This is a genomic window from Bradyrhizobium sp. BR13661 (assembly GCF_029892425.1).
In the GTDB taxonomy this organism is placed as follows: Bacteria; Pseudomonadota; Alphaproteobacteria; order Rhizobiales; family Xanthobacteraceae; genus Bradyrhizobium.
The window spans coordinates 171,171-192,100 of sequence record NZ_JARXWB010000011.1; the positions used below are offsets into that span (position 1 = coordinate 171,171).

Annotated in this window: 18 protein-coding genes; 9 read left to right on the plus strand and 9 right to left on the minus strand. The window is 63.4% G+C overall.

Going from position 1 to position 20,930, the window contains the following annotated elements; genetic code table 11:
• Positions 1 to 20 precede the first annotated feature (20 nt).
• Positions 21 to 1,736 carry a PQQ-dependent methanol/ethanol family dehydrogenase gene (locus M2427_RS19790; protein ID WP_280708236.1) on the minus strand — a complete coding sequence of 572 codons (1,716 nt, stop codon included), beginning with the start codon at positions 1,734 to 1,736 and terminating at the stop codon, positions 21 to 23.
• A 246-nt stretch (positions 1,737 to 1,982) separates the two neighbouring features.
• Positions 1,983 to 2,432: a carbon monoxide dehydrogenase subunit G gene (locus M2427_RS19795; RefSeq protein ID WP_280708237.1), complete on the minus strand. Its 450-nt coding sequence runs from the start codon at positions 2,430 to 2,432 to the stop codon at positions 1,983 to 1,985.
• Between the two features lie 579 nt (positions 2,433 to 3,011).
• On the opposite strand from M2427_RS19795, the gene M2427_RS19800 reads away from it, so the two are divergent.
• The 4 genes from M2427_RS19800 to M2427_RS19815 all read left to right on the plus strand — a co-directional run bounded on the left by M2427_RS19800 (position 3,012) and on the right by M2427_RS19815 (position 8,054).
• Entirely contained in the window at positions 3,012 to 3,497 is a 486-nt protein-coding gene (locus M2427_RS19800) for a 2Fe-2S iron-sulfur cluster-binding protein (protein WP_280708238.1), read from the plus strand.
• A gap of 83 nt (positions 3,498 to 3,580) precedes the next feature.
• Entirely contained in the window at positions 3,581 to 5,923 is a 2,343-nt protein-coding gene (locus M2427_RS19805; protein ID WP_280708239.1) for a xanthine dehydrogenase family protein molybdopterin-binding subunit, read from the plus strand.
• Positions 5,924 to 5,938: 15 nt separating this feature from the next.
• A complete protein-coding gene (locus M2427_RS19810; RefSeq protein ID WP_280708240.1) occupies positions 5,939 to 6,739 on the plus strand; it encodes a xanthine dehydrogenase family protein subunit M in 801 nt (266 codons plus the stop codon).
• A gap of 205 nt (positions 6,740 to 6,944) precedes the next feature.
• Positions 6,945 to 8,054 (plus strand): CaiB/BaiF CoA-transferase family protein, encoded by a 1,110-nt coding sequence (locus M2427_RS19815; RefSeq protein ID WP_280708241.1) that lies wholly within the window; start codon positions 6,945 to 6,947, stop codon positions 8,052 to 8,054.
• A 197-nt stretch (positions 8,055 to 8,251) separates the two neighbouring features.
• Here the strand turns inward: M2427_RS19815 and hppD are convergent, their stop codons facing one another.
• Positions 8,252 to 9,370 carry a 4-hydroxyphenylpyruvate dioxygenase gene (gene hppD / locus M2427_RS19820; RefSeq protein ID WP_280708242.1) on the minus strand — a complete coding sequence of 373 codons (1,119 nt, stop codon included), beginning with the start codon at positions 9,368 to 9,370 and terminating at the stop codon, positions 8,252 to 8,254.
• A 123-nt stretch (positions 9,371 to 9,493) separates the two neighbouring features.
• Between hppD and M2427_RS19825 the strand changes: the two genes are divergently transcribed.
• Both M2427_RS19825 and M2427_RS19830 read left to right on the plus strand, forming a co-directional pair.
• Positions 9,494 to 9,973, plus strand: a complete 480-nt coding sequence (locus tag M2427_RS19825) for an Lrp/AsnC family transcriptional regulator (RefSeq protein WP_280708243.1) — start codon at positions 9,494 to 9,496, stop codon at positions 9,971 to 9,973.
• A 72-nt stretch (positions 9,974 to 10,045) separates the two neighbouring features.
• Positions 10,046 to 10,357: a DUF1272 domain-containing protein gene (locus M2427_RS19830; protein WP_280708244.1), complete on the plus strand. Its 312-nt coding sequence runs from the start codon at positions 10,046 to 10,048 to the stop codon at positions 10,355 to 10,357.
• 2 nt (positions 10,358 to 10,359) lie between these two features.
• Here the strand turns inward: M2427_RS19830 and fahA are convergent, their stop codons facing one another.
• The 5 genes from fahA to M2427_RS19855 form a co-directional block, all read right to left on the minus strand.
• Complete coding sequence (gene fahA, locus M2427_RS19835; RefSeq protein WP_280708245.1) at positions 10,360 to 11,631, minus strand: fumarylacetoacetase; 1,272 nt, start codon at positions 11,629 to 11,631, stop codon at positions 10,360 to 10,362.
• Positions 11,632 to 11,778: 147 nt separating this feature from the next.
• Positions 11,779 to 13,125, minus strand: coding sequence for a homogentisate 1,2-dioxygenase (hmgA, locus tag M2427_RS19840; RefSeq protein WP_280708246.1), 1,347 nt, complete (start codon positions 13,123 to 13,125; stop codon positions 11,779 to 11,781).
• A gap of 2 nt (positions 13,126 to 13,127) precedes the next feature.
• Entirely contained in the window at positions 13,128 to 14,084 is a 957-nt protein-coding gene (locus tag M2427_RS19845; protein ID WP_280708247.1) for an MBL fold metallo-hydrolase, read from the minus strand.
• A 35-nt stretch (positions 14,085 to 14,119) separates the two neighbouring features.
• Entirely contained in the window at positions 14,120 to 14,344 is a 225-nt protein-coding gene (locus tag M2427_RS19850) for a DUF2783 domain-containing protein (RefSeq protein ID WP_280708248.1), read from the minus strand.
• Positions 14,345 to 14,352: 8 nt separating this feature from the next.
• Positions 14,353 to 15,969, minus strand: a complete 1,617-nt coding sequence (locus M2427_RS19855; protein ID WP_280708249.1) for an FAD-dependent oxidoreductase — start codon at positions 15,967 to 15,969, stop codon at positions 14,353 to 14,355.
• 111 nt (positions 15,970 to 16,080) lie between these two features.
• Here M2427_RS19855 and M2427_RS19860 point away from each other — a divergent pair, with 111 nt between their 5' ends.
• Together M2427_RS19860 and M2427_RS19865 are read left to right on the plus strand one after the other, a co-directional pair.
• Complete coding sequence (locus M2427_RS19860; RefSeq protein WP_280708250.1) at positions 16,081 to 16,623, plus strand: MarR family transcriptional regulator; 543 nt, start codon at positions 16,081 to 16,083, stop codon at positions 16,621 to 16,623.
• Between the two features lie 56 nt (positions 16,624 to 16,679).
• Positions 16,680 to 17,423, plus strand: coding sequence for a methyltransferase domain-containing protein (locus M2427_RS19865; RefSeq protein WP_280708252.1), 744 nt, complete (start codon positions 16,680 to 16,682; stop codon positions 17,421 to 17,423).
• 702 nt (positions 17,424 to 18,125) lie between these two features.
• Here M2427_RS19865 and M2427_RS19870 read toward each other — a convergent pair.
• Positions 18,126 to 18,932: an N-acyl homoserine lactonase family protein gene (locus M2427_RS19870; RefSeq protein WP_280708253.1), complete on the minus strand. Its 807-nt coding sequence runs from the start codon at positions 18,930 to 18,932 to the stop codon at positions 18,126 to 18,128.
• Between the two features lie 381 nt (positions 18,933 to 19,313).
• On the opposite strand from M2427_RS19870, the gene M2427_RS19875 reads away from it, so the two are divergent.
• On the plus strand, positions 19,314 to 20,840 hold the full coding sequence (locus M2427_RS19875) for a caspase family protein (protein ID WP_280708254.1): 1,527 nt from the start codon (positions 19,314 to 19,316) through the stop codon (positions 20,838 to 20,840).
• Positions 20,841 to 20,930: the final 90 nt, after the last annotated feature.

A 20,930-nucleotide genomic window follows, 5' to 3' on the forward strand; every position in this document is an offset into this window, starting at 1 on the left:
CTGGGATACGCGCGCGAGGATCACTGGACGGAGAACACGAAGAGGGAACCGCCCTCGGGCGCAGCGGCCGTCATCTTCTTGCCCACCTCGCCCAGGAACGCGGGCAGCGCAGCCGTGCGACCGACGACGATGGCGACATATTGCTTGCCGTCGACCTGGTAGGTCACAGGCCCCGCGCCGATCCCGGAGCCGAGATTCTTGCTCCAGAGCACTGCGCCTGACTTCGCATCGATGGCGCGGAAGTCGCCGTGAATGTTGCCGGCAAACACCAGGCCACCGCCCGTGGTCAGCGTGCCGCCGTTGAACGGCAGGTCTTCCTTGATCGACCAGACCTTCTTCTGGGCGACCGGATCCCAGGCCATGAGTTCGCCCAGGAAGCCGCCGGGGCCTTCCTTGGTCGGAAATTCGGCGCCGAGATAGAACACGCCGCGCTTGTAGGACACGTCCGAGACCGACCAGTCCATGCAGACATTGTTGGAGGGGATGTAGACGAGGCCCGTCTGCGGATTGAAGGACATCGGCTGCCAGTTCTTGCCGCCGATCAGGTTCGGGCAGATGTCCTTGGCCGGATGGTTCGGGCCCGGACGCTTGTCCGGATCCTCTTCCGCACGCATGGTGTTGACGTCCCACTTCTTGGCCCAGTTGGAGAACACGTACTTCTCCGCCGAGAGAACCTTGCCGGTCTCGCGATTGGCGACGAAGAAATAGCCGTTGCGATCCGCCTTCATCAGCGTCGGAACGGTGCTGCCGCCGATCTTCAGGTCGGCGAGCACGGCTTCGTTGACGCCGTCATAGTCCCAGGCGTCGGCCGGCGTGGTCTGGATGTGCCACTTGATCTTGCCGGTGTTGGGATCGAGCGCGAGCGTCGAAGCCGTGTAGAGGTTGGTCAGCTTGCCGAAATTGCCGTCGCCGGTCGAACGCACTGCGGTGTTCCAGGGGCCGGGATTGCTGGTGCCCCAATAGACTGTGTCGCTCTTCGGATCGTAGGAGCCGACCAGCCAGGCCGCGCCGCCACCATGCTGGGCGGTGTCGCCTTTCCAGCTGTCGCCGCCGGGCTCTTCCGGCGAGGGAACAGTGAAGGTCTGCCAGACCTGCTTGCCGGTATTGATATCGAAGGCCTGCAGCGAACCGCGCACGCCGTATTCGCCGCCGCCAAATCCGGTGATGACCTTGTCGCGCACGACGAGCGGCGGCGAGGTGATGACCGAGCCCTGCTTGTAGTCGACCACTTTCGACGTCCACAGCGTCTTGCCGGTCGCCGCATCCAGCGCCGTCAGCTTGCCGTCGAGGCGGCCGACGAAGATCTTGCCGTCGGCATAGGAGACGCCGCGGCTATTCACGTCGCAGCAGGCGAATTGCAGCACGTCATCGGGAATATCGGGCTCGAAGGTCCATTTGCGCTGCCCCGTGGCTGCATCGAGCGCGTAGACGTATTTCGGCCCCCACGAGCTCGAAACGTAGAGCGTGTTGCCGACGACGATCGGTGAGGATTCGTTCGAACGCAGCGAGGCGAGCGAGAACGAATAAGCGAGCGTCAGCTTGCCGGCGTTCTCGGTGTTGATCTGGTTGAGCGGGCTGAAGCGCGTGTTGCCGTAGTCGTGGCCGGCGACGGCCCACTGGTTGGCATCCGATTGCGCCTTGATCAGGGAGTCGTTGGCGCGAACGCCTGATGAGGCGGCGGCCAGCATCGCAATCATCGAAATGCCAGCCAAGAAGCCCTTGGTTCCAAAGGTCATGTATTCCCTCCGATGTTGTTGTCTGCACCACGTTGGGCGCTCGAGCGCGGCGCGCTCGTGATACGCAGTTTGCTGCGAACCATCGTCGGGAATTACAACATCGTCGTTTCGCGCTGAGTATGGGCGGAAGGTAGTAGTGCAAATCAATGGCGACGTCCGCCATACATCTCGTTGTCGAAATTCGCGTCTTTCCCCTATTTTGTAGCTCGACATGCACTATCGAATTTCCGCAAACACACGCGCCCGTCACGTTGATGGCGCTACCAATGCCGCAAAACTTTCGAAGAAGTTCGCAGCGAGTTTGCGCGAGGTCGAATCGATCAGCCGTGCGCCGAGCTGCGCGAGCTTGCCGCCAATCTGCGCCTCGGCCTCGTAGTGCAGGATGGTTACATCAGGCGATTCTTCCTCGAGCCTGACCTTCGCGCCGCCCTTGGCAAAGCCCGCGACGCCGCCTGCGCCTTCGCCGATGATGCGATAGCTGTTGGGCGCGTCGAGATCGGCAAGTGTGACCTTGCCACTGAATGTCGCCTTCACCGGTCCGACCTTCAGCACCACGGTCGCAACCATCTCTGTCGGAGATGCCATCTCGAGCGATTGGCAGCCGGGGATGCAGCGTTTGAGAATCTCGGGATCGTTGAGCGCGGCCCATACCATCGCCTTCGACGCCGCGATGCGCTGACTGTCGTTCATCTGCATCGTGTCCACCCCTTTGCTGTTGCTTGTCCAGCTCGACTAGAGGCGCGCGCCGCCGCGATCAATCGCCAGGAAGTACTAGGGCTGCGTCTTCTGATGTCTCACTCAACGTCATTCCGGGGCGCGCCTCTTGGCGCGGGCCCCGGAATGACGTCCGAGGGTTGCGACTTCGACGTTTCGCTCTACGTCCCCAGCCAGCGGCAGTTCGCTGCATCGCAGCGAACAAAATCAATGACTTAGATCGCGACCGCCTACTACCAAGATCGCGATTACATCGGCCTGGGCGCGTGCTCCTATTCGCACAACGAACAAGGCAGCAAGGGAGAAACGACGCGCGAGAAGCCCGACGCGCGATGCGGTTGAGCACGGCCGCCACCGACGAAGCGAACATCGTTCTCGAAAGCTTCTTGCAGGGCCGCGTCACGCGCTGGCGGCAGCACGGAGCATTGTGACCGAATCGCGCGTGTGCGACAGCCGTCACAATGACCTTTCGATGACGAAGGCCGACCAAAATCCCAGTTGCAAAGTTCCGTTCGCGCTGTCTCTAATTGGAATAACTACAAACATTCGGGAGGTACACACGTGTCTACAGTCAAACTGACGGTGAACGGCAAGGCCGTTGCTGTCGATGTCGAGGACCGCACGCTGCTGGTCCATGTCTTGCGCGATCATCTCAACCTCACCGGAACCCATGTCGGCTGCGACACCAGCCAGTGCGGCGCCTGTGTCGTGCATATGGACGGCAGGGCGGTGAAGTCCTGCACGATGCTGGCCGGCCAGGCCGACGGCGCCAGCGTCACCACCATCGAAGGCATCGCCAAGGGCGACGAGCTGCATCCGATGCAGGCCGCCTTCCGCGACAATCACGGCCTGCAGTGCGGCTATTGCACGCCGGGCATGATCATGTCGGCGATCGACATCGTGCACCGCCATGGTGGCCAGCTCGACGAAGCTACCGTCCGTCAGGAGCTTGAAGGCAATATCTGCCGCTGCACCGGCTATCACAACATCGTCAAATCCGTGCTGGACGCAGCCGGACGCATGAAGGTCTCGCAGGCGGCCGAGTAAGCGGCGCGCCTCGATAGAAGAACAACCGCTGCAGCTTTCGAGGGAAAGCGCGGTCAAGACAATTCCGGTCGGGAGGACCAGACATGGGTGTTGAAGGCATCGGCGCGCGCGTCGTGCGCAAGGAAGACAAGCGTTTCATTACCGGCAAGGGCCGGTACGTTGACGACATCAAATTGCAGGGCATGACTTTTGCCCATTTCATCCGCAGCCCGCACGCGCATGCCAAGGTGAAGAAGATCGATTCGTCCGCCGCGCTGAAGATCCCGGGCGTGGTCGCGGTGCTCACCGGACAGCAGCTGGTCGACGACAAGGTCGGCAATCTCATCTGCGGCTGGGCCATCACCTCCAAGGACGGCAGCCCGATGAAGATGGGCGCATGGCCGGCCATGGCGCCGGATACGGTGCGCTTCGTCGGTCAGGCCGTCGCGGTCGTGATCGCCGAAAGCAAGAATCTGGCGCGCGACGCCGCCGAAGCCGTGGTCGTCGACTACGAGGAACTCCCTGTCGTCGCCGACGTCCATGCCGCCATCAAGGCTGGCGCGCCGCAGCTTCATCCCGAGGCCCCCGGCAACCAGGTCTATGACTGGGTGATCGGCGACGAGGGCGCGACGGATGCTGCTTTCGCCAAGGCCGCCAACGTGGTGAAGATGGACCTCACCAACAACCGCCTGGCGCCGAACCCGATGGAGCCGCGCTCGGCGATCGCCAATTACGACACGGCGGAAGAGCATTTCACGCTCTACACGACGTCGCAGAACCCGCATGTGGCACGGCTCGTGCTGTCGGCGTTCTACAACATCGCCCCAGAGCACAAGCTGCGCGTCATCGCCCCAGACGTCGGTGGTGGCTTCGGCTCGAAGATCTACATCTATCCGGAAGAGATGGTGGCGCTCTGGTCCTCGAAGAGGACCGGCCGCCCTGTGAAGTGGACCAGCGACCGCACCGAGGCGTTCCTCACGGACGCACATGGCCGCGACCACGTCACCCATGCCGAGATGGCGTTCGACGCCAACAACAAGATCACCGGCCTGAAGGTGAAGACCTACGCCAATTTCGGCGCCTACATGTCGCTGTTCTCGTCGGCCGTGCCGACCTATCTCTACGCGACGCTGTTGTCGGGCCAGTACAACATCCCGCAGATCCATGCCGAGGTGATCGGCGTCTACACCAACACCACGCCGGTCGACGCCTATCGCGGCGCGGGCCGCCCCGAAGCGAGCTATCTGGTCGAGCGGATGATGGAGACGGCGGCGCGGCAGCTCAAGGTCGATCCGGCCGCACTGCGCAGGAACAACTTCATCACCCAGTTCCCGCACCAGACGCCCGTGATCATGGCCTATGACGTCGGCGACTTTAACGCCTCGCTCGACGCGGCGATGAAGGCGATCGACTATGCGGGCTTCGCCGCGCGCAAGGCGCAGGCAAAGGCGCAAGGCAAGCTGCGCGGCATCGGCGTGTCCTGCTACATCGAGGCCTGCGGCATCGCGCCGTCGAAAGCCGTCGGCAGCCTGGGTGCCGGCGTCGGCCTCTGGGAATCCGCTGAAGTGCGCGTCAACCCGGTCGGCACGATCGAGATCCTGACCGGCTCGCACAGCCACGGCCAGGGTCACGAGACCACGTTCTGCCAGCTCGTCGCCGAGCGCCTCGGCATTCCGATCAGCCAGGTCTCGATCGTCCATGGCGACACCGACAAGGTGCAGTTCGGCATGGGCACCTATGGCTCGCGCTCCGCGGCCGTCGGTCTCACCGCGATCCTGAAGGCCATGGAGAAGATGGAAGCCAAGGCCAAGAAGATCGCCGCGCATGCTCTCGAAGCCTCGGAAGCCGACATCGTCATCGAGAACGGCGAGTTCAAGGTAACGGGCACCGACAAGGCGATTGCGCTGCCGATGGTGGCGCTCGCGGCCTACACCGCGCACAATCTGCCTGACGGGATGGAGCCGGGCCTGAAGGAAAGTGCCTTCTACGACCCGACCAACTTCACCTTCCCGGCGGGCACCTATATCTGCGAGCTCGAGGTCGACCCTGGCACCGGCAAGACCTCCTTCGTCAACTTCGTCGCGGCCGACGATTTCGGCCGGCTGATCAACCCGATGATCGTCGAGGGGCAGGTCCATGGCGGCCTGGTTCAAGGCATCGGACAGGCGCTGCTCGAGCACGCGATCTACGACGGCAACGGCCAGCCGGTGACGGCTTCGTTCATGGACTACGCCATGCCGCGCGCCGACGATGTGCCCTCCTTCAACCTCTCCCACACCACGACGCTGTGCCCGGGCAATCCGCTCGGCATCAAGGGTTGCGGTGAGGCCGGCGCGATCGGCGCCTCTGCGGCCGTGATCAATGCGATCACGGATGCGATCGGCAAGAACAATCTGGAAATGCCCGCAACCCCTGACCGGGTGTGGCGCACGATCCATTCGGCTTGAGAGGGAGGAACGAAGATGTACCAGACAACCTATCATCGCGCTTCCTCGGTCGACGAAGCCGCCAGCCTGTTCGGCAAGAGCAGCGAGGCAAAATTCCTCTCCGGCGGCCAGACGTTGCTGCCGGTGATGAAGCAACGCCTCGCGAGCCCCTCGGACGTGATCGATCTCGCCAAGATCAAGGAGCTGATCGGCGTCGAGGTCTCCGGCGACACCGTGACCATCAAGGCCGCCACGCCGCATTATGATGTGGCGACCAGCGATGCCGCCAAGAAGGCGATCCCTGCGCTCGCCTATCTGGCGTCGCTGATCGGCGATCCCGCGGTGCGCTATCGCGGCACGATCGGCGGCTCGATCGCCAACAACGATCCTGCCGCGGACTATCCGGCCGCGCTGCTCGCGCTCGGCGCCACCGTGAAGACCAACAAGCGGGCGATCGCGGCTGACGATTTCTTCAAGGGCCTGTTCACGACGGCGCTTGAAGACGGCGAGATCATCACCGCCGTGTCGTTCCCGGTGCCGGCAAAAGCGGGCTACGCCAAGATGCGGCACCCGGCCTCGCGCTTCGCGCTGACCGCCGTCTTCGTCGCGCAGACGAAGTCGGGCGAGATTCGTGTCGCCGCGACCGGCGCTTCGCAGAGCGGCGTGATGCGCGTTGGCGCAATCGAGGCCGCGCTGAAGGCAAACTGGTCGCCGTCGGCGATCGACAGCGTCAGCATTCCGGCAAGCGGCTTGCTGGCCGATATCCACGGCACGGCGGAGTACCGCGCCAATCTCGTCAAGGTGATGGCGCAACGCGCGGTGACTGCCGCGGGCTGATCATCTGCCCTAGCGACTCAACACAAATCTTCCGCGGCGCGCAGCAATGCGCGCCGCTTTTTTGATGCGCCCATGCATGAAAAGCGCTTGCCTCGCCGACATGAAGGCGGGAAGAGTTAATCAGCCAATTAACTCGCCCCAGAGAGGAACGTCCGTGGCGATTGCCGAACGATCGGCATTCGCCCGCGACCCGAGGAAACAACACGTGCTCGATAAACCAGCTCAGAACACATCCGTCCGCGCTTCCGGTCCGCTGTCCGGATTCCGTGTCGTCGAATTCGCCGGCATCGGCCCCGGCCCGTTCGCCTGCATGATGCTGGCCGACATGGGTGCCGACGTCGTCACGCTCGATCGCATCGGCGCAAAGAAGAGCATGAAGTCGGTCGCGGGACGCGGCCGCAAGGTGATCGAGCTCGACCTCAAGGACAAGGCCGCGATCGCGCAGGTGCTCGACCTGCTCGCCGGCGCCGACGCGCTGGTCGAGGGCTTTCGTCCCGGCGTGATGGAACGGCTCGGGCTCGGCCCTGACGTGGTGCTCGCGCGCAATCCGAAGCTGGTCTATGGCCGCATGACGGGCTGGGGCCAGGAAGGTCCGCTGGCGAATGCCGCCGGCCATGACATCAACTACATCTCGATCACCGGTGCGCTCGCCGCGATCGGCACCAATGAAGCGCCGGTGCCGCCGCTCAACCTGGTCGGCGATTTCGGTGGCGGCGCGCTCTATCTCGTCGTCGGCGTGCTCGCAGCGCTGCTGGATGCCTCGAGGTCCGGCAAAGGCCAGGTGGTCGATGCCGCGATGTGCGACGGCGCGGCATCGCTGATGTCGTTCTTCTTCGACATGAAAACGCTGGGACGCTGGACCGAAGGTCGCAACCGCAACTTCCTCGACGGCGGCGCGCATTTCTACGGCGTCTATGAATGCGCCTGCGGACACTTCGTTTCGATCGGCTCGATCGAACCGCAGTTCTACGCGCTGCTGCGCGAGCGCGCCGGCCTCACCGATGCCGATTTCGACGCGCAGATGGACCCCAAGGCCTGGCCCGTGCTGAAGGAGAAGCTCAAGTCCGTGTTCAAGAGCAAGACGCGCGAGGACTGGTGCAAGATCATGGAAGGCACCGACATTTGCTTCGCGCCGGTGCTGACCATGTCGGAAGCCACCGAGCATCCGCACATGGTTGCCCGCAACGTCTTCATCGAGCGCCACGGCGTGAAGCAGCCGGCGCCGGCGCCGCGCTTTTCGCGAACGCCGTCAGCGGTGAGGGAGCCGGAAGGCGCGGAGATTGCGGCGGTGACGAAGGCGTGGGCGGGGCGCTAGGGCGGCAAGACCTCCGCTGTCACATCACACTCCGTCGTCGTCCTGGCGAAAGCCAGGACCCATAGCCACCGAACGTAATTTGACGAAAACTCGGAGTTACCAGTACGCTTTACAACCACTCCCTGGGGTAATGGGTCCTGGCTTTCGCCAGGACGACGACTGTGTTTGATGCCGCAGTGTACCCAACATCGGCGCCCCTACGCCGCGTTCCCCACCTTCAGCACGCCGCGGCGGATCTGGTCTTCCTCGATCGATTCGAACAGCGCCTTGAAATTGCCCTCGCCAAAGCCGTCGTCCCCCTTGCGCTGGATGAACTCGAAGAAGATCGGGCCGATCGCGTTGGCCGAGAAGATCTGCAGCAGCACCTTGGTCTGGCCGCCATCGACCACGCCTTCACCGTCGATCAGGATGCCGTTCTTCCGGAGACGCGCGACGTCCTCGCCATGCTTGGGCAGGCGCGCATCGACCTTCTCGAAATAGGTCGCGGGCGGCGACGGCATGAAGGGCAGGCCGGCGGCGCGCAGGCCCTCGATGGTGCCGTGGATGTCGCGGCAGCCGCAGGCGATGTGCTGGATACCCTCGCCGCGATAGATCGTCAGATATTCCTCGATCTGACCGGAATCGCCGGCGTCCTCGTTGATCGGAATCCGGATCTTGCCATCCGGGCTGGTCAGCGCGCGCGAGAACAGGCCGGAGGCGCGGCCCTCGATGTCGAAGAAACGGATCTGACGGAAGTTGAACAGCTCTTCGTAGAAGCCGGTCCACACGTCCATGCGCCCACGATGGACGTTATGGGTGAGATGGTCGAGATAGAACAGGCCGGCACCAGCGGGGCGCGGATCGCGCTCGCCCAGCCAATCGAATTCGGCATCATAGGCCGAGCCCTTGGCGCCATAGCGATCGACGAAATAGAGCAGGCTGCCGCCGATGCCCTTGATCGCGGGCACATCCAGCGCCTTCTGCGCGGATGAGGCGTCCGCGGGCTCGGCGCCGAGCGCAATCGCGCGGTCATAGGCCGCTTTCGCGTCGACGACGCGAAAGGCCATCGACGGCGCGCAGGGACCGTGGGCGGCGACGAAGTCGGTGCCGTGGGTGCCGGGCTCCTCGTTGACGAGATAGTTGATGTCGCCCTGGCGATAGACCGTGATGTTCTTGCTCTTGTGGCGCGCGACGGGCGCATAGCCCATCAGCTTGAACAGATCGTGCAGCTCCTGCGGATTGGGGTGCGCGTACTCGACGAACTCGAACCCGTCGGTGCCCATCGGATTGTCGGCGCTGATGGCGGCCGGCGGTGCATCGTGCGGAAACGGACCCATTGACGGTTCTCCCAGATTGCTGCTGGGACGAACTATCCTTCATGGGGCGTGCAATGAGCGTGCAAACGGGCCGCGATTTCGCTATCCTATGCATGATCTGTGCACGAATTGGACAAAAGACGCATGCTTCAGGTAGATGCCTTCGACCTCAAGATCCTCGGCGCGCTCCAGGACGACGGCCGCCTGACCAACCAGGAGCTTGCCGAGCTTGCCGGGCTCTCGGCCTCGCAATGCTCGCGGCGGCGGATGCGGCTAGAGGAAGAGAAGGTGATCGCGGGCTATCACGCCGACCTCTCCAGCGAGACGCTCGGCTTCGGCGTAATCGCCTTCATCCAGGTCGGGCTCGCGACGCATTCGCCTGATAATTCCAAGCGGTTTCGAACGCTGGTGAACCGCATCGACGAGATCCAGGAAGCCTATTCCCTGACGGGCGATGCCGACTACGTGCTGAAAGCGGTGCTGCGCGACCTCAAAGGCCTCTCCAATCTCGTCAACGACGTCCTGATGCCGCATCAGAGCGTGGCGCATGTGCGCTCATCCATCGTGCTGGACCGGCTGAAGGAGAGTTCGAAGCTGCCGCTGAAGGATTTGAAGGTTGGCTGAAATCGAGGGAACTACGCCATTCGCGCTGTTGCCGCGACCTGCAATGATCGCGGCCAATCCGGGAGATTCGCCATGGCCCTGCAGCTTCGACCGAACTGCGAATATTGCGACCGCGACCTGCCGCCCGACGCAACGGATGCGCGGATCTGCTCTTATGAATGCACGTTCTGTGCGGAATGCGTCGAGACAAAGCTCTCCAACGTCTGCCCGAACTGCGGCGGCGGCTTCGCGCCGCGCCCGATCAGACCGACGCAGGAATGGCGGCCGGGTGTTTGCACGACCAAGCAGGCGCCGTCAGACAAGCGGGTGCATCTGAAGTATAGCCTCGACGACGTTGCCGCGCATTGCGCGCGGGTGCGCGACGTGCCGCCGGAGCGGCGGTAGGCTCACTCCGCCGCCACAATCGTCCCCTCGACCTCGCCGAAGCCGACGCGGTAGCCGTTGCCCTGGCACCAGCCGCGCATCACGAGGCTGTCGCCGTCCTCCAGGAATGAGCGCTTGACGCCGCCGGGCAATTCCACCGGCTCGGTGCCGTTCCAGCTGATCTCCAAAAGGCTGCCGCGCTGGTTCTTTTCCGGGCCGGAGATGGTGCCGCTGCCGAGGAGGTCGCCGACATTCATGGCGCAGCCGGAGGACGCGTGGTGCATCAGCTGCTGCACCGAGGACCAGTACATGTATTTGAAATTGGTGCGGCTGATGCCGGCCGGCGCGTTGGCGCCGGTGGCGCGCAGGGAGACATCGAGCTCCAGATCGTAGTTCTGCGGCTTGGCCTGCTTGAGATAATCGAGCGGCACCGGCTCCTGCACCGGCCCGTCGAGGCGGAACGGCTCCAGCGCCTCGCGCGTCACGACCCACGGGCTGATCGAGGTCGCGAAAGCTTTTGCGAGGAACGGCCCGAGCGGCACATATTCCCATTGCTGGATATCGCGCGCGCTCCAGTCGTTGAGCAGCACGAAACCAAAAATCATGTCCTCGGCCTGTTGCTCGGTCAGCATGCCGCCCATCGGCGAGGGCTGGCCGATGACGACACCCATTTCGAGCTCGAAATCGAGCCGCTTGCAGGGTCCGAAGCTCGGCACCTCGACATTCGGCGGCTTCAGCTGCCCACGCGGCCGTTTCACCTTGGTGCCTGACACGACGACCGTCGAGGCGCGGCCGTTATAGGCGATCGGCATGTGCAGCCAGTTCGGCTGCAGCGCATTGTCCTTGCCGCGGAACATCACGCCGACATTGGTGGCGTGCTCCTTCGAGGAATAGAAGTCGGTGTAGCCGGAGACCGCGAATGGCAGATGCAGCTTTGCATCCCGCATCGGCACCAGCGTTTGGCTGCGCAGCTCCTCGTTGTCGCGCAATTCCGGATGATCGTGGCGCAACAGTTCGCTGATCCGCGCCCGGGTCCTGCTCCAGACCTTTGGTCCGAGCGCCATGAAGGCATTCAGCGAGGGGCCGGAGAACACACCGAGCGGGCCGACATCGAGCCGCGAGTCCTGCTCCAGCTCCCAGAGATCGAGCACGTAATCGCCGATCGCGACGCCGACGCGCTGCGTCGGATTGCCAGGGGTCGAGAACACGCCATAGGGCAGGTTCTGGATCGGAAAGTCGGAGGTGGGATCGACGGCGATAAAGGAGCGGAGGCTGGGGTCGTTGGGGTGAGGCATTGGGTTTCCTGCCGGATAACTCGACGGTTTCTCCACCGTCATTCCGGGGCGCGCGTAGCGCGAGCCCGGAATCCATTCATCCACGTAACCGGTGGTGCAATGGATTCCGGGCCTGCGCCTTCGGCGCATCCCGGAATGACGAAATCATTACGGCCTGTTCGGGTCGAACCGCTTCTCCAGGCCCTTCCAGCAATCCGCGTAATCGTCCTGGAGCGTCGACGCGTTTGCGGCATGCGCTGTGACGCGCTGCGGGTAGCGGGTCTCGAACATGAAGGCCATCGTTCCGGTCAGCTTCACCGGCTTCAATTCGCCATTGCTGGCGTGCTCGAAGGCGTCGCGATCGGGGCCGTGCGGCAGCATGCAATTGTGCAGGCTCATACCGCCCGGCACAAAGCCCTGCGGCTTGGCGTCGTAGACACCGTAGATCAGGCCCATGAACTCACTCATGATGTTCATGTGATACCAGGGCGGACGGAAGGTATTGTCGGCGACCATCCAGCGCTCGGGGAAGATCACGAAATCGATATTCGCCGTGCCCGCCGTCTCCGACGGCGAGGTCAGCACCGTGAAGATCGAGGGATCAGGATGATCGAACCCGATCGCACCTACGGGAGAGAACGTGCGCAGATCGTATTTGTACGGCGCATAATTGCCGTGCCAGGCGACGACGTCGATTGGCGAATGCGGCAAAGTGGTCTTGAACAGCGAGCCGCCCCATTTCACGAACAGCTCGGTCGGCGTGTCCTTGTCCTCGTAGTTCGCCACCGGCGTGAGGAAGTCGCGTGCATTGGCGAGGCAATTGGCACCGATCGGGCCGCGCTCCGGCAGCGTGAAGGCGCCACCATAGTTCTCGCAGAGATAACCGCGCGCCGGCCCATTCGGAATCTCGACGCGGAACTTGACGCCACGCGGGATCACCACGATCTCGCCGGGCTCGGCATCGATGCGGCCGAACTCGGTGACGAGGCGCAAATTTCCCTGCTGAAGCACGAACATCAGCTCACCGTCGGCATTGTAGAAGTGCTGGTCCACCATCGACTTGGTGATGAGGTAGACATGCGCGGCCATGCCGGCCTGCGTATTGACGTCACCGGCCGTCGTCATCGTCTGCACGCCCTGGACGAAGGTGACCTCCTCCTTCGGCAGCGGCGTCGGATCCCAGCGCAGCTGCGCGATCGGCAAATCGTATTCGTGGCACGGCGCCGAGCGCCACAACCCGGCATCGACCTTCTCGAAGCGGCCGGAGTGCTTCACCGAGGGGCGGATGCGATAGAGCCAGGAGCGCTCATTGGTGCCGCGCGGCGCGGTGAACGGCGAGCCGGAAAGCTGCTCGGCATAGAGGCCATAGGCGCAGCGCTGCGGCGAGTTGCGCCCGATCGGCAGCGCACCGGGCAGTGCCTCGGTCTCGAAGCTGTTGCCGAAGCCGGACATGTAACCCGGCGTCACCTGGGCGGAGCTTCGGATGATCTGATCAGGCGAGGTATTGATGTTCATGACTATCCTCCTCCTTGCAGGGCGGCCCACATTTCCTGGTCGCGCTTGTCGGTCCAGATCACGGGATCGTCGATCCCCGACGCTTCGTCATAGGCGCGCGACACGTTGAACGGCAGGCAGTGCTCGTAGATGGCGAAGCTGTGGAATTTCGGATCCATCACCTCGCGCGTCGCCGCCATCGATTCCTTTAAGCTGCGGCCCTTGGCAACCGAGATCTCGGCAGCACCATAGAGCGAGGTGACGAAGTCGCGCGTCATCGCGATGGCTTCGCGAACCGTGGCGGTGCCCTTCAACGCATCGCCGCGGCCGGGCGCGATCGCCTTGGGATTGAAGTTACGGATCTCGTTCAGCGTCATCGGCCATTCGCGCAAATGCGCATCGCCGCAATAGCAGGCCGAGTGATATTCGATGAGATCGCCGGAGAACATGACTTCAGCGTCCGGCACCCAGGCGACGATGTCGCCGGAGGTATGGCCGGCCCCTAACTGCATCAGCCGCACCTCGCGCTTGCCGAGATAGATCGACATCTCGCCTTCGAAGGTCAGCGTCGGCCAAGTCAGCCCGGGAATGCTCGCCGCGTCCTGGAACAGCCGCGGGAAACGGCCATATTCGGAATCCCAATCCTGCTGGCCGCGCTCCTCGATCAGGCGATAGGTTTCCTGCGAGGCAACAATGCCCTGCGCCTTGTAGGCGGAGGCGCCGAGCACGCGCACGGCGTGATAATGCGACAGTACGACATATTTGATCGGCTTGTCGGTGACGGTCTTGACGCGCTCGATCACCTTGTTGGCCATGGCCGGCGTGGCCTGCGCGTCGAACACGAGGCAACTATCGTCGCCGACGATAACAGCCGTGTTGGGGTCGCCCTCCGCGGTGAAGGCGTAGAGATCGGTGCCGATCTCGGAGAAGGTGATCTTCTTCTCGGAGAGATCGCCGGTGGATGCGAAGTTCTTCGCCATCAATTCATCCTTAGGTCTTTGCTTTGAGTTCCGGGTTATTGTTGTTGCTGCTGTTGCTGGTGTCCGTCGATCATCCTGCGCTTCGCCAACACGAGCGCCTCCCGCAGCACGTCGATGTCGCCGATATGGTTGGCGAGGATCAGCACCAGCGCCGCGTCGAAATCGGCGCTCTGCTCCTCGGTGAGGCCACGATGCGCCTCGACGATGGCGCGAAAGGCGTCGTCTGGCCGCGCGAAGTTGGAGCTGGTGGAGAGTGGCATCTCAAACCTCAATTCAGACCTGCGGCCCGCGACAGCGCGGCCGCAATTGCCGCGCGTGTCGGATGGCGGAAACGTGCGGCAACATAGCCATCCGGTCTCAGCAGATAGGCGGTGCCTGGCTCGGCGTCGTAGCGTTTCGCGACGAGGCCCTGGGGATCGGCAAGCCCGCGTTCGCCGCCAACGCGGATATCCTTGACGCCGTCGGGCGCCTCGATCGCTGCGCCATTGCTGAACGACAGCAAGGTGAAATCCGTTCCGCCCTTGCGAAAAGCATCCGTGAGATAGGCCTTTTCACCCACCGGCGCATCGAGCATGGAACAGCCCGGCGATGGCCCGCCGCGCCAAGCATCCGCATCGCGCGATGATAGCGGCGAGTCATAGCTGCACGGCACCGAGAGCCGGCCGCCATTGACCATGCGTTTGCCGAACTCGGTCTCCTTGGCGAGCGACAGCACCGCCTTGCGCAGCCGCGCCTCCTGGTGCGAGTTCGGCGCCATGAAATCGGTCGAGCGGGTGGATTCGCGGATGTTCTCGTCGGCGGCGAGGCTGCGCTCGACATGGTAGCTCTCGAGCAGGCTCGCGGGCGAGGTGCCGAGCAGCACGCGATCGAGCTTCCAGGCGAGATTTTCGGCGTCCTCGAGTCCCGAATTGGCGCCGCGCGCGCCAAAGGGCGAGACCTGATGCGCCGAATCGCCGGCAAAGATCACGCGGCCATGGATGAAGCGGTCCATCCGCCGGCACTGGAATTTGTAGAGCGAAATCCACTCGAACTCGAACTTGTCGTGACCAAGCATGCGCGCGATGCGCGGCCGCACGTTTTCCGGCTTCTTCTCGACGACCGGATCAGCATAGCGATTGAGCTGGAGATCGATGCGCCAGACGTCGTCCGGCTGCTTGTGCAGGAGCGCCGAGCGCCCGGGATGAAAGGGCGGATCGAACCAGAACCAGCGCTCGGTCGGGAATTCCGCCGTCATCTTGACGTCGGCGATCAGGAACTGATCCTCGAACACCTGCCCCGCGAACTCGGCGCCGACCATCTGCCGCAGCGAGGAGCGCGCGCCATCGCAGGCGACGACATATTGCGCGTGCAGGCGATAGGCGCCATCGGGTGTTTCGATCATCAACACAGCGGATTCGTTGCGCTGCTCGACCGCGATCACCTTGTTGCGCCAGCGCAGGTCGATCGCGGGCAGATCGCTGATGCGGTCGACCAGATAGGCTTCGGCGTAATATTGCTGGAGATTGATGAAGGCCGGCCGCTTGTGCCCGTCCTCCGGGAGCAGATTGAACTGGTAGAGCTGGGACTCGCCGTGAAAGATGCGGCCGACACTCCACACCACGCCCTTGTCGACCATGCGGTCGCCGACGCCGAGCCGGTCCCAATATTCCAGCGAGCGCTTGGAGAAGCAGATCGCACGCGAGCCCTCGCCGATGCGGTCGGCATCGTCCAGAAGGACGACGCGCTGGCCGCGCTGGGCGAGATCGATCGCCAGCGACAACCCGACGGGGCCCGCACCGACGATCACGACCGGGTGCTCCGCCGGGCTCGAGCCGGGGCGGTCCTGATCGGGGTGACGGCGGTAGCCGAACTGGGTCTTCGCGTGAGGGGTATTGGCCGGCGCCATTACACGAACCTCGGCTCTGGTCAGAAGAGGACTGATCTGCTAGATAGTCTCACGTGCAACTATTTTGGACCGGAGCCGGCCGGCCGTCAACTGGAATTCGGAGCGCTCTCCTTGGCGAGGACATCCAGCGACATCGCGCTGAAGACACGCGGAGCCGATAAAGCTTCATCGTGGCCGAAGGCGCGGCTCGATCTGTTCAAATTCGTGCCGTTCCGGCTCAACCGGCTCGCGGCGGAGGTCAGTTCCGCGCTCGCGGTCGAGTATCAGGGGCGGCATGGCCTCGACATTCCGGCCTGGCGCGTCATCGCGACACTCGGCTTCCGCAACGATGCGTGCAGCGCGCAGTTCATCTCGCAATGCACCCGCACGCACAAATCAACGATCAGCCGCGCGGTGACCACGTTGCTGCATGACGGCCTGATCGAGCGGGTCGAGAACGAAGCCGACCGCCGTGAATTCCGCCTGCAGCTGACGGAAAAGGGCCGCGCGCTCTACGAGGAGCTGTTCCCGCAATTGCTGCGGCGGGAAGACGAGATTTTGGCGTGCCTCTCCGCACAAGAGCGCAAGCAGCTCTCCGCCCTGCTCGGCAAGATCGAGGAAAGTCTCGACCTGATCCAGACCAGCGAAGAGGCGGATGCCAAGCAGGCGTATTAAGGCTGTACCCATGGAGGCGCAGACGCTTCGACCGGTTGAGAACGCTTGGTGGGCTCGTGAAGGCACTGGCTTATATCGCGGCGCTCCTCGTGGCATTTGGCGCAACGCGCGCCTACGCTGCTGACATCGGCTATCTGGCTCCCCCCGGAATAGCTGCGAGCGAGTTTCCCGCACCCCAGCGCCCTGTTGCACGGATCGTCAGCGCACGCCGCGCCGCCGAAGAGCGCCGCGACGCCCTCAACGAGGCCGGTCAGATCGCACGTGCTCTCGAACTGAAACCAGGCATGACGGTCGGCGACATCGGAGCGGGCAGCGGCTACCACACGGTCAGGCTCTCGCGCCTCGTCGGAGCCGCCGGCTCCGTCATTGCCCAGGACGTCACGCGGGACTACCTCGTCGAGCTCGCAAAGCGAACAGAACTTCTGAAGTTGACGAACGTGCAATTCGCGCTCGGCGAACCACACGACCCGCGCCTGCCCGCTTCCTCGCTGGATGCCGCAATCCTCGTGCACATGTATCACGAGATCGCCCAGCCCTATGCCTTCCTCTACAATCTCGCGCCTGCCTTGAAGCAGGGCGCGCGGGTCGGGATTGTCGATCTCGAGCTTCCGACGTCGAAGCACGGCACGCCGATCGAGCTGTTGCGCTGCGAACTGACCGCCGTCGGCTATCGCGAGGTCGCCGCATATCAGCTCGCAGGAGACACAGGATATCTGGCGATATTCTCTCCGCCGGAGCCAGCGGCGCGAAAATCTCCCGGCGATATCGTTGCTTGCAGGGATCCTGCCGGCACTCGTTGACATCACGCCCGCCGTCCGTCTCGAAGGCTGAACACGTCCGAAGAGGAGCTCAGACCGGAAGTCGCCGGTTGAGACTCAAACGGGAGATTTTGATCCTGAGTAAAACTGACCTTGGCGCTAACCGTGATCTTGGTGGAGTTCTCGAACGCATATAATCGTGCGACGATAGCGATCGAGCCCGCGAACCGGGCGATGTAGAGAGGCAAGTCAGTATCGGCGAATCTACCGCGCGCCGCCTTGTGGGCGGGTTTCTCATTGATTAAAATTTTGACTTTTCAGGGGGGATTGAATGCGATTTGCCATGTGCCTTTTAATCGGGGCATTGAGCCTCGTTTCTATTGAGACCGCGTCGGCCCGCTCATGCACCGAACAAGGAGCAGAGTGTGTTGGTTGGGCAAAAGCGAACGTTCCAGATGCGGCAAGGCAGGGCCCGGCTATCGCCGTCTGTCGGGCAGAAATCCCAAAATGCAAAGCGCGTTGCAAGGCTGGCGAGAAATACTTCGTCGGTATTGGCGGTTCTAACCGGTATCCAATTGATACGTGCAATTGAGGCCACCCTGCTAGTTGGCAGTCTTGCACGATACACTCGGTAACCTGAGACCGCCTCAGTTGGCGGTCTCTTTCGATCTCCGATATCGCTCATTGGCCCTTAACTGCCTCTCCACCCAAACGGTGAGACGACAGTTCTCGCCCCCTTCGCCGTCACTTCGCAAACGACCGCGTCGGCGGCAGATGCAAGGCCCAGGCGTCGACCTTGTCGCTCGCCCGCGGATAGATCTCGGTCACGATCGGATCGTGACCTGGAATAAACCGGTCAGGATGCCCGGCGAGACGTTCGATCGTCTCCCAGCCCACTGCCATGTCACCGACATTGTAGACGATCGGGAATGGGCTCCTGCGCTGCAGATTGGCGTAGTAATGCGCGGCGTCTGATGCCAGCACCACCGGCCCGCGCGCCGTCTCGACCTTGACCACTTGCAAGCCGTCGGAATGGCCGCCGACGCGATGCACGGTCACGCCGGGCGCCACCTCGCCATCGCCCGAATAGAAGGTGACGCGCTCGCCATAGACGTGGCGCACCATCTGGGTGACGTGCTCGACCGAGAATGGATGTCGCAGCAGTCCGTTGCACATGCAGCGGCCCGTCGCGTAGGCCATCTCGCGCTCCTGGAGATGGAAGCGCGCGCTCGGGAAGCGATCGAGATTGCCGGCGTGGTCGTAATGCAGATGCGTCACGATAATGTCGCGGATGGCTGGCGCGGCGACGCCAAAGCGCTCCAGCGCGTCAACCGGATTGAGCGTCAGCTTGCGCGCGCGCAAGCCTGCCTCCTCGGCATTGAAGCCGGTATCGACCAGAATATCGCGACCCTGCCCGCGGATCAGCCAAACGAAGTAGTCGAGGTCCTGCGCCGCCCTGTCATGCGGGTCGGGCGCAAGAAAATTCATGCTGGGGGTGCGCGGCGACATCGTCGCATAGCGCAAGGCGTAGATTTCGTAGGCATTTCCCATGACTTGATCCTGGTCTTGATCCCTGCTTTTGCTTTTCTGGTCGGACCGTCGGACCCACCAAGCCATCGGCCGCCGCAAAGGTCAAACATCGCAGGTTGCGGCGGACGCGGCCACAATGTGAGACCAATCACATCGTTGTCTCAGATCCCGGCCTAACATGGGGCCGCCGGAGCTCCTGAACGACAATGTGCCGAGTAGGACCGTGACTGCCGAATTATTCCCCTCACAGCCGGCCATCGTGTCGCGGTCAATTGTCGCGATAGTGCCGAATCTCCAAGCGGTTGACGCCCTCATTCGCCGGTTTGATAATGCACTTTGCGTAAGTTAAGGTCGCCGCGGCGCAAGCTGGAACGGCGCCTTTTTGGCTGGACCGCGCTCATTATGAAAATTCGCTTCCTTTTTCTTCTGCCATTGCTTGTCGCGCTTGTCCCGACCGCCCCGTCGCATGCGGCCGGCGACCGCTTTGCACTGGTCATCGGCAATGCCAAATACCCCGATGCCGACAGCCCTCTGAAGGAGCCGATCAACGACGCCCGCGACATCGCCGACGAGCTCAAGCGCGACGGCTTTGCGGTCGAGGTTGGCGAGAACCTGACCGGCGACGCCATGCGCCGTGCCTTCGACAAGCTCTACGGCAAGATCAAACCAGGCTCGGTCGCGCTGATCTTCTATAGCGGGTTCGGCATCCAATCGGCGCGCCAGAGCTACATGATCCCCGTCGATGCGCAGATCTGGACCGAGTCCGACGTCCGCCGTGATGGTTTCAGCATCGAGGCCATCCTGGGCGAGCTCAACACCCGCGGCGCCGGCGTCAAGATCGCACTGATCGACGCCTCCAGGCGCAACCCGTTCGAACGCCGGTTCCGCAGCTTCTCGGCCGGCCTGACCCCGGTGATCGCGCCGAACGGCACGCTGGTGATGTATTCGGCGGCGCTGGCGTCGGTGGTGTCGGATGCCGGCGGCGACCACAGCCTGTTCGTGCAGGAACTGCTCAAGGAAATCCGCGTCCCCGACCTGATGGCGGAGGAAACGCTGAACCGCACCAAGATGGGCGTCACCCGCGCCTCGCGCGGCGAGCAAGTGCCTTGGATCTCGTCCTCGCTCGCCGAGGATTTCTCGTTCATTCCGGGTGCAAGCGGATCGCGCCCGACCGCGACGACACCGCCGCCGCAGCCTCCCGTGCCTTCGCCCCCTCCGGTCGCCAACAACCCGCCTCCGGCTCCGCCGGCTCCTCCCGCGCCGCCGGCCCCTCCGCCGGTGGTTGCGAACAATCCGCCGACGCCGCCGCCCGCGCCTCCGTCACCGAAGCCGCAGGTGGACGCGGCGTTGCCTCCACCGCCTCCTCCGGTCAAGCCGACCGAGATCGCTCCGGCGCCGAGCGTCGATAGCGGCCCGAGCGCCGCCGTGCTGGCGGAAGATCCCACCATCAAGGGCCTGACCGCCAAGATTGCCGCCAACCCTGACGACGTGAATGCGCTGTACCGGCGCGGCCAAGTCTATGCCAGCAAGGGCGCCTACGGCCTCGCCATCAAGGATTTCGACGACACGCTCCGGATCAACGCGAAGGACGTCGAGGCCCTGAACAATCGCTGCTGGACCCGGACCGTGGTCGGTGACCTCCAGGGCGCGCTGAAGGATTGCAACGAGGCGCTGCGGCTGCGGCCGAATTTCGTCGATGCGCTGGATAGCCGCGGGCTGGTGAACCTCAAATCGGGGGCGGTGAAGAACGCCATCGTCGATTTCGACGCAGCGCTGAGGATCAACCCGCGCCTGACCTCATCGCTCTACGGCCGCGGCGTGGCCAAGCAGCGCAACGGCTCGGCCCAGGAGGGCGCGCTTGATATCGCCAATGCCAAGGCGATGGATCCGAACATCGTGCAGGAATTCGCAAGTTACGGAGTGCGTTGATATTTTTTTGATTTGAGGCGGGCGGCGGCTCGAACCCCTGGCGGCGCAGCGAGACTAATCAAACGGATGCCGCAAGCGGCCTTGCCGGGG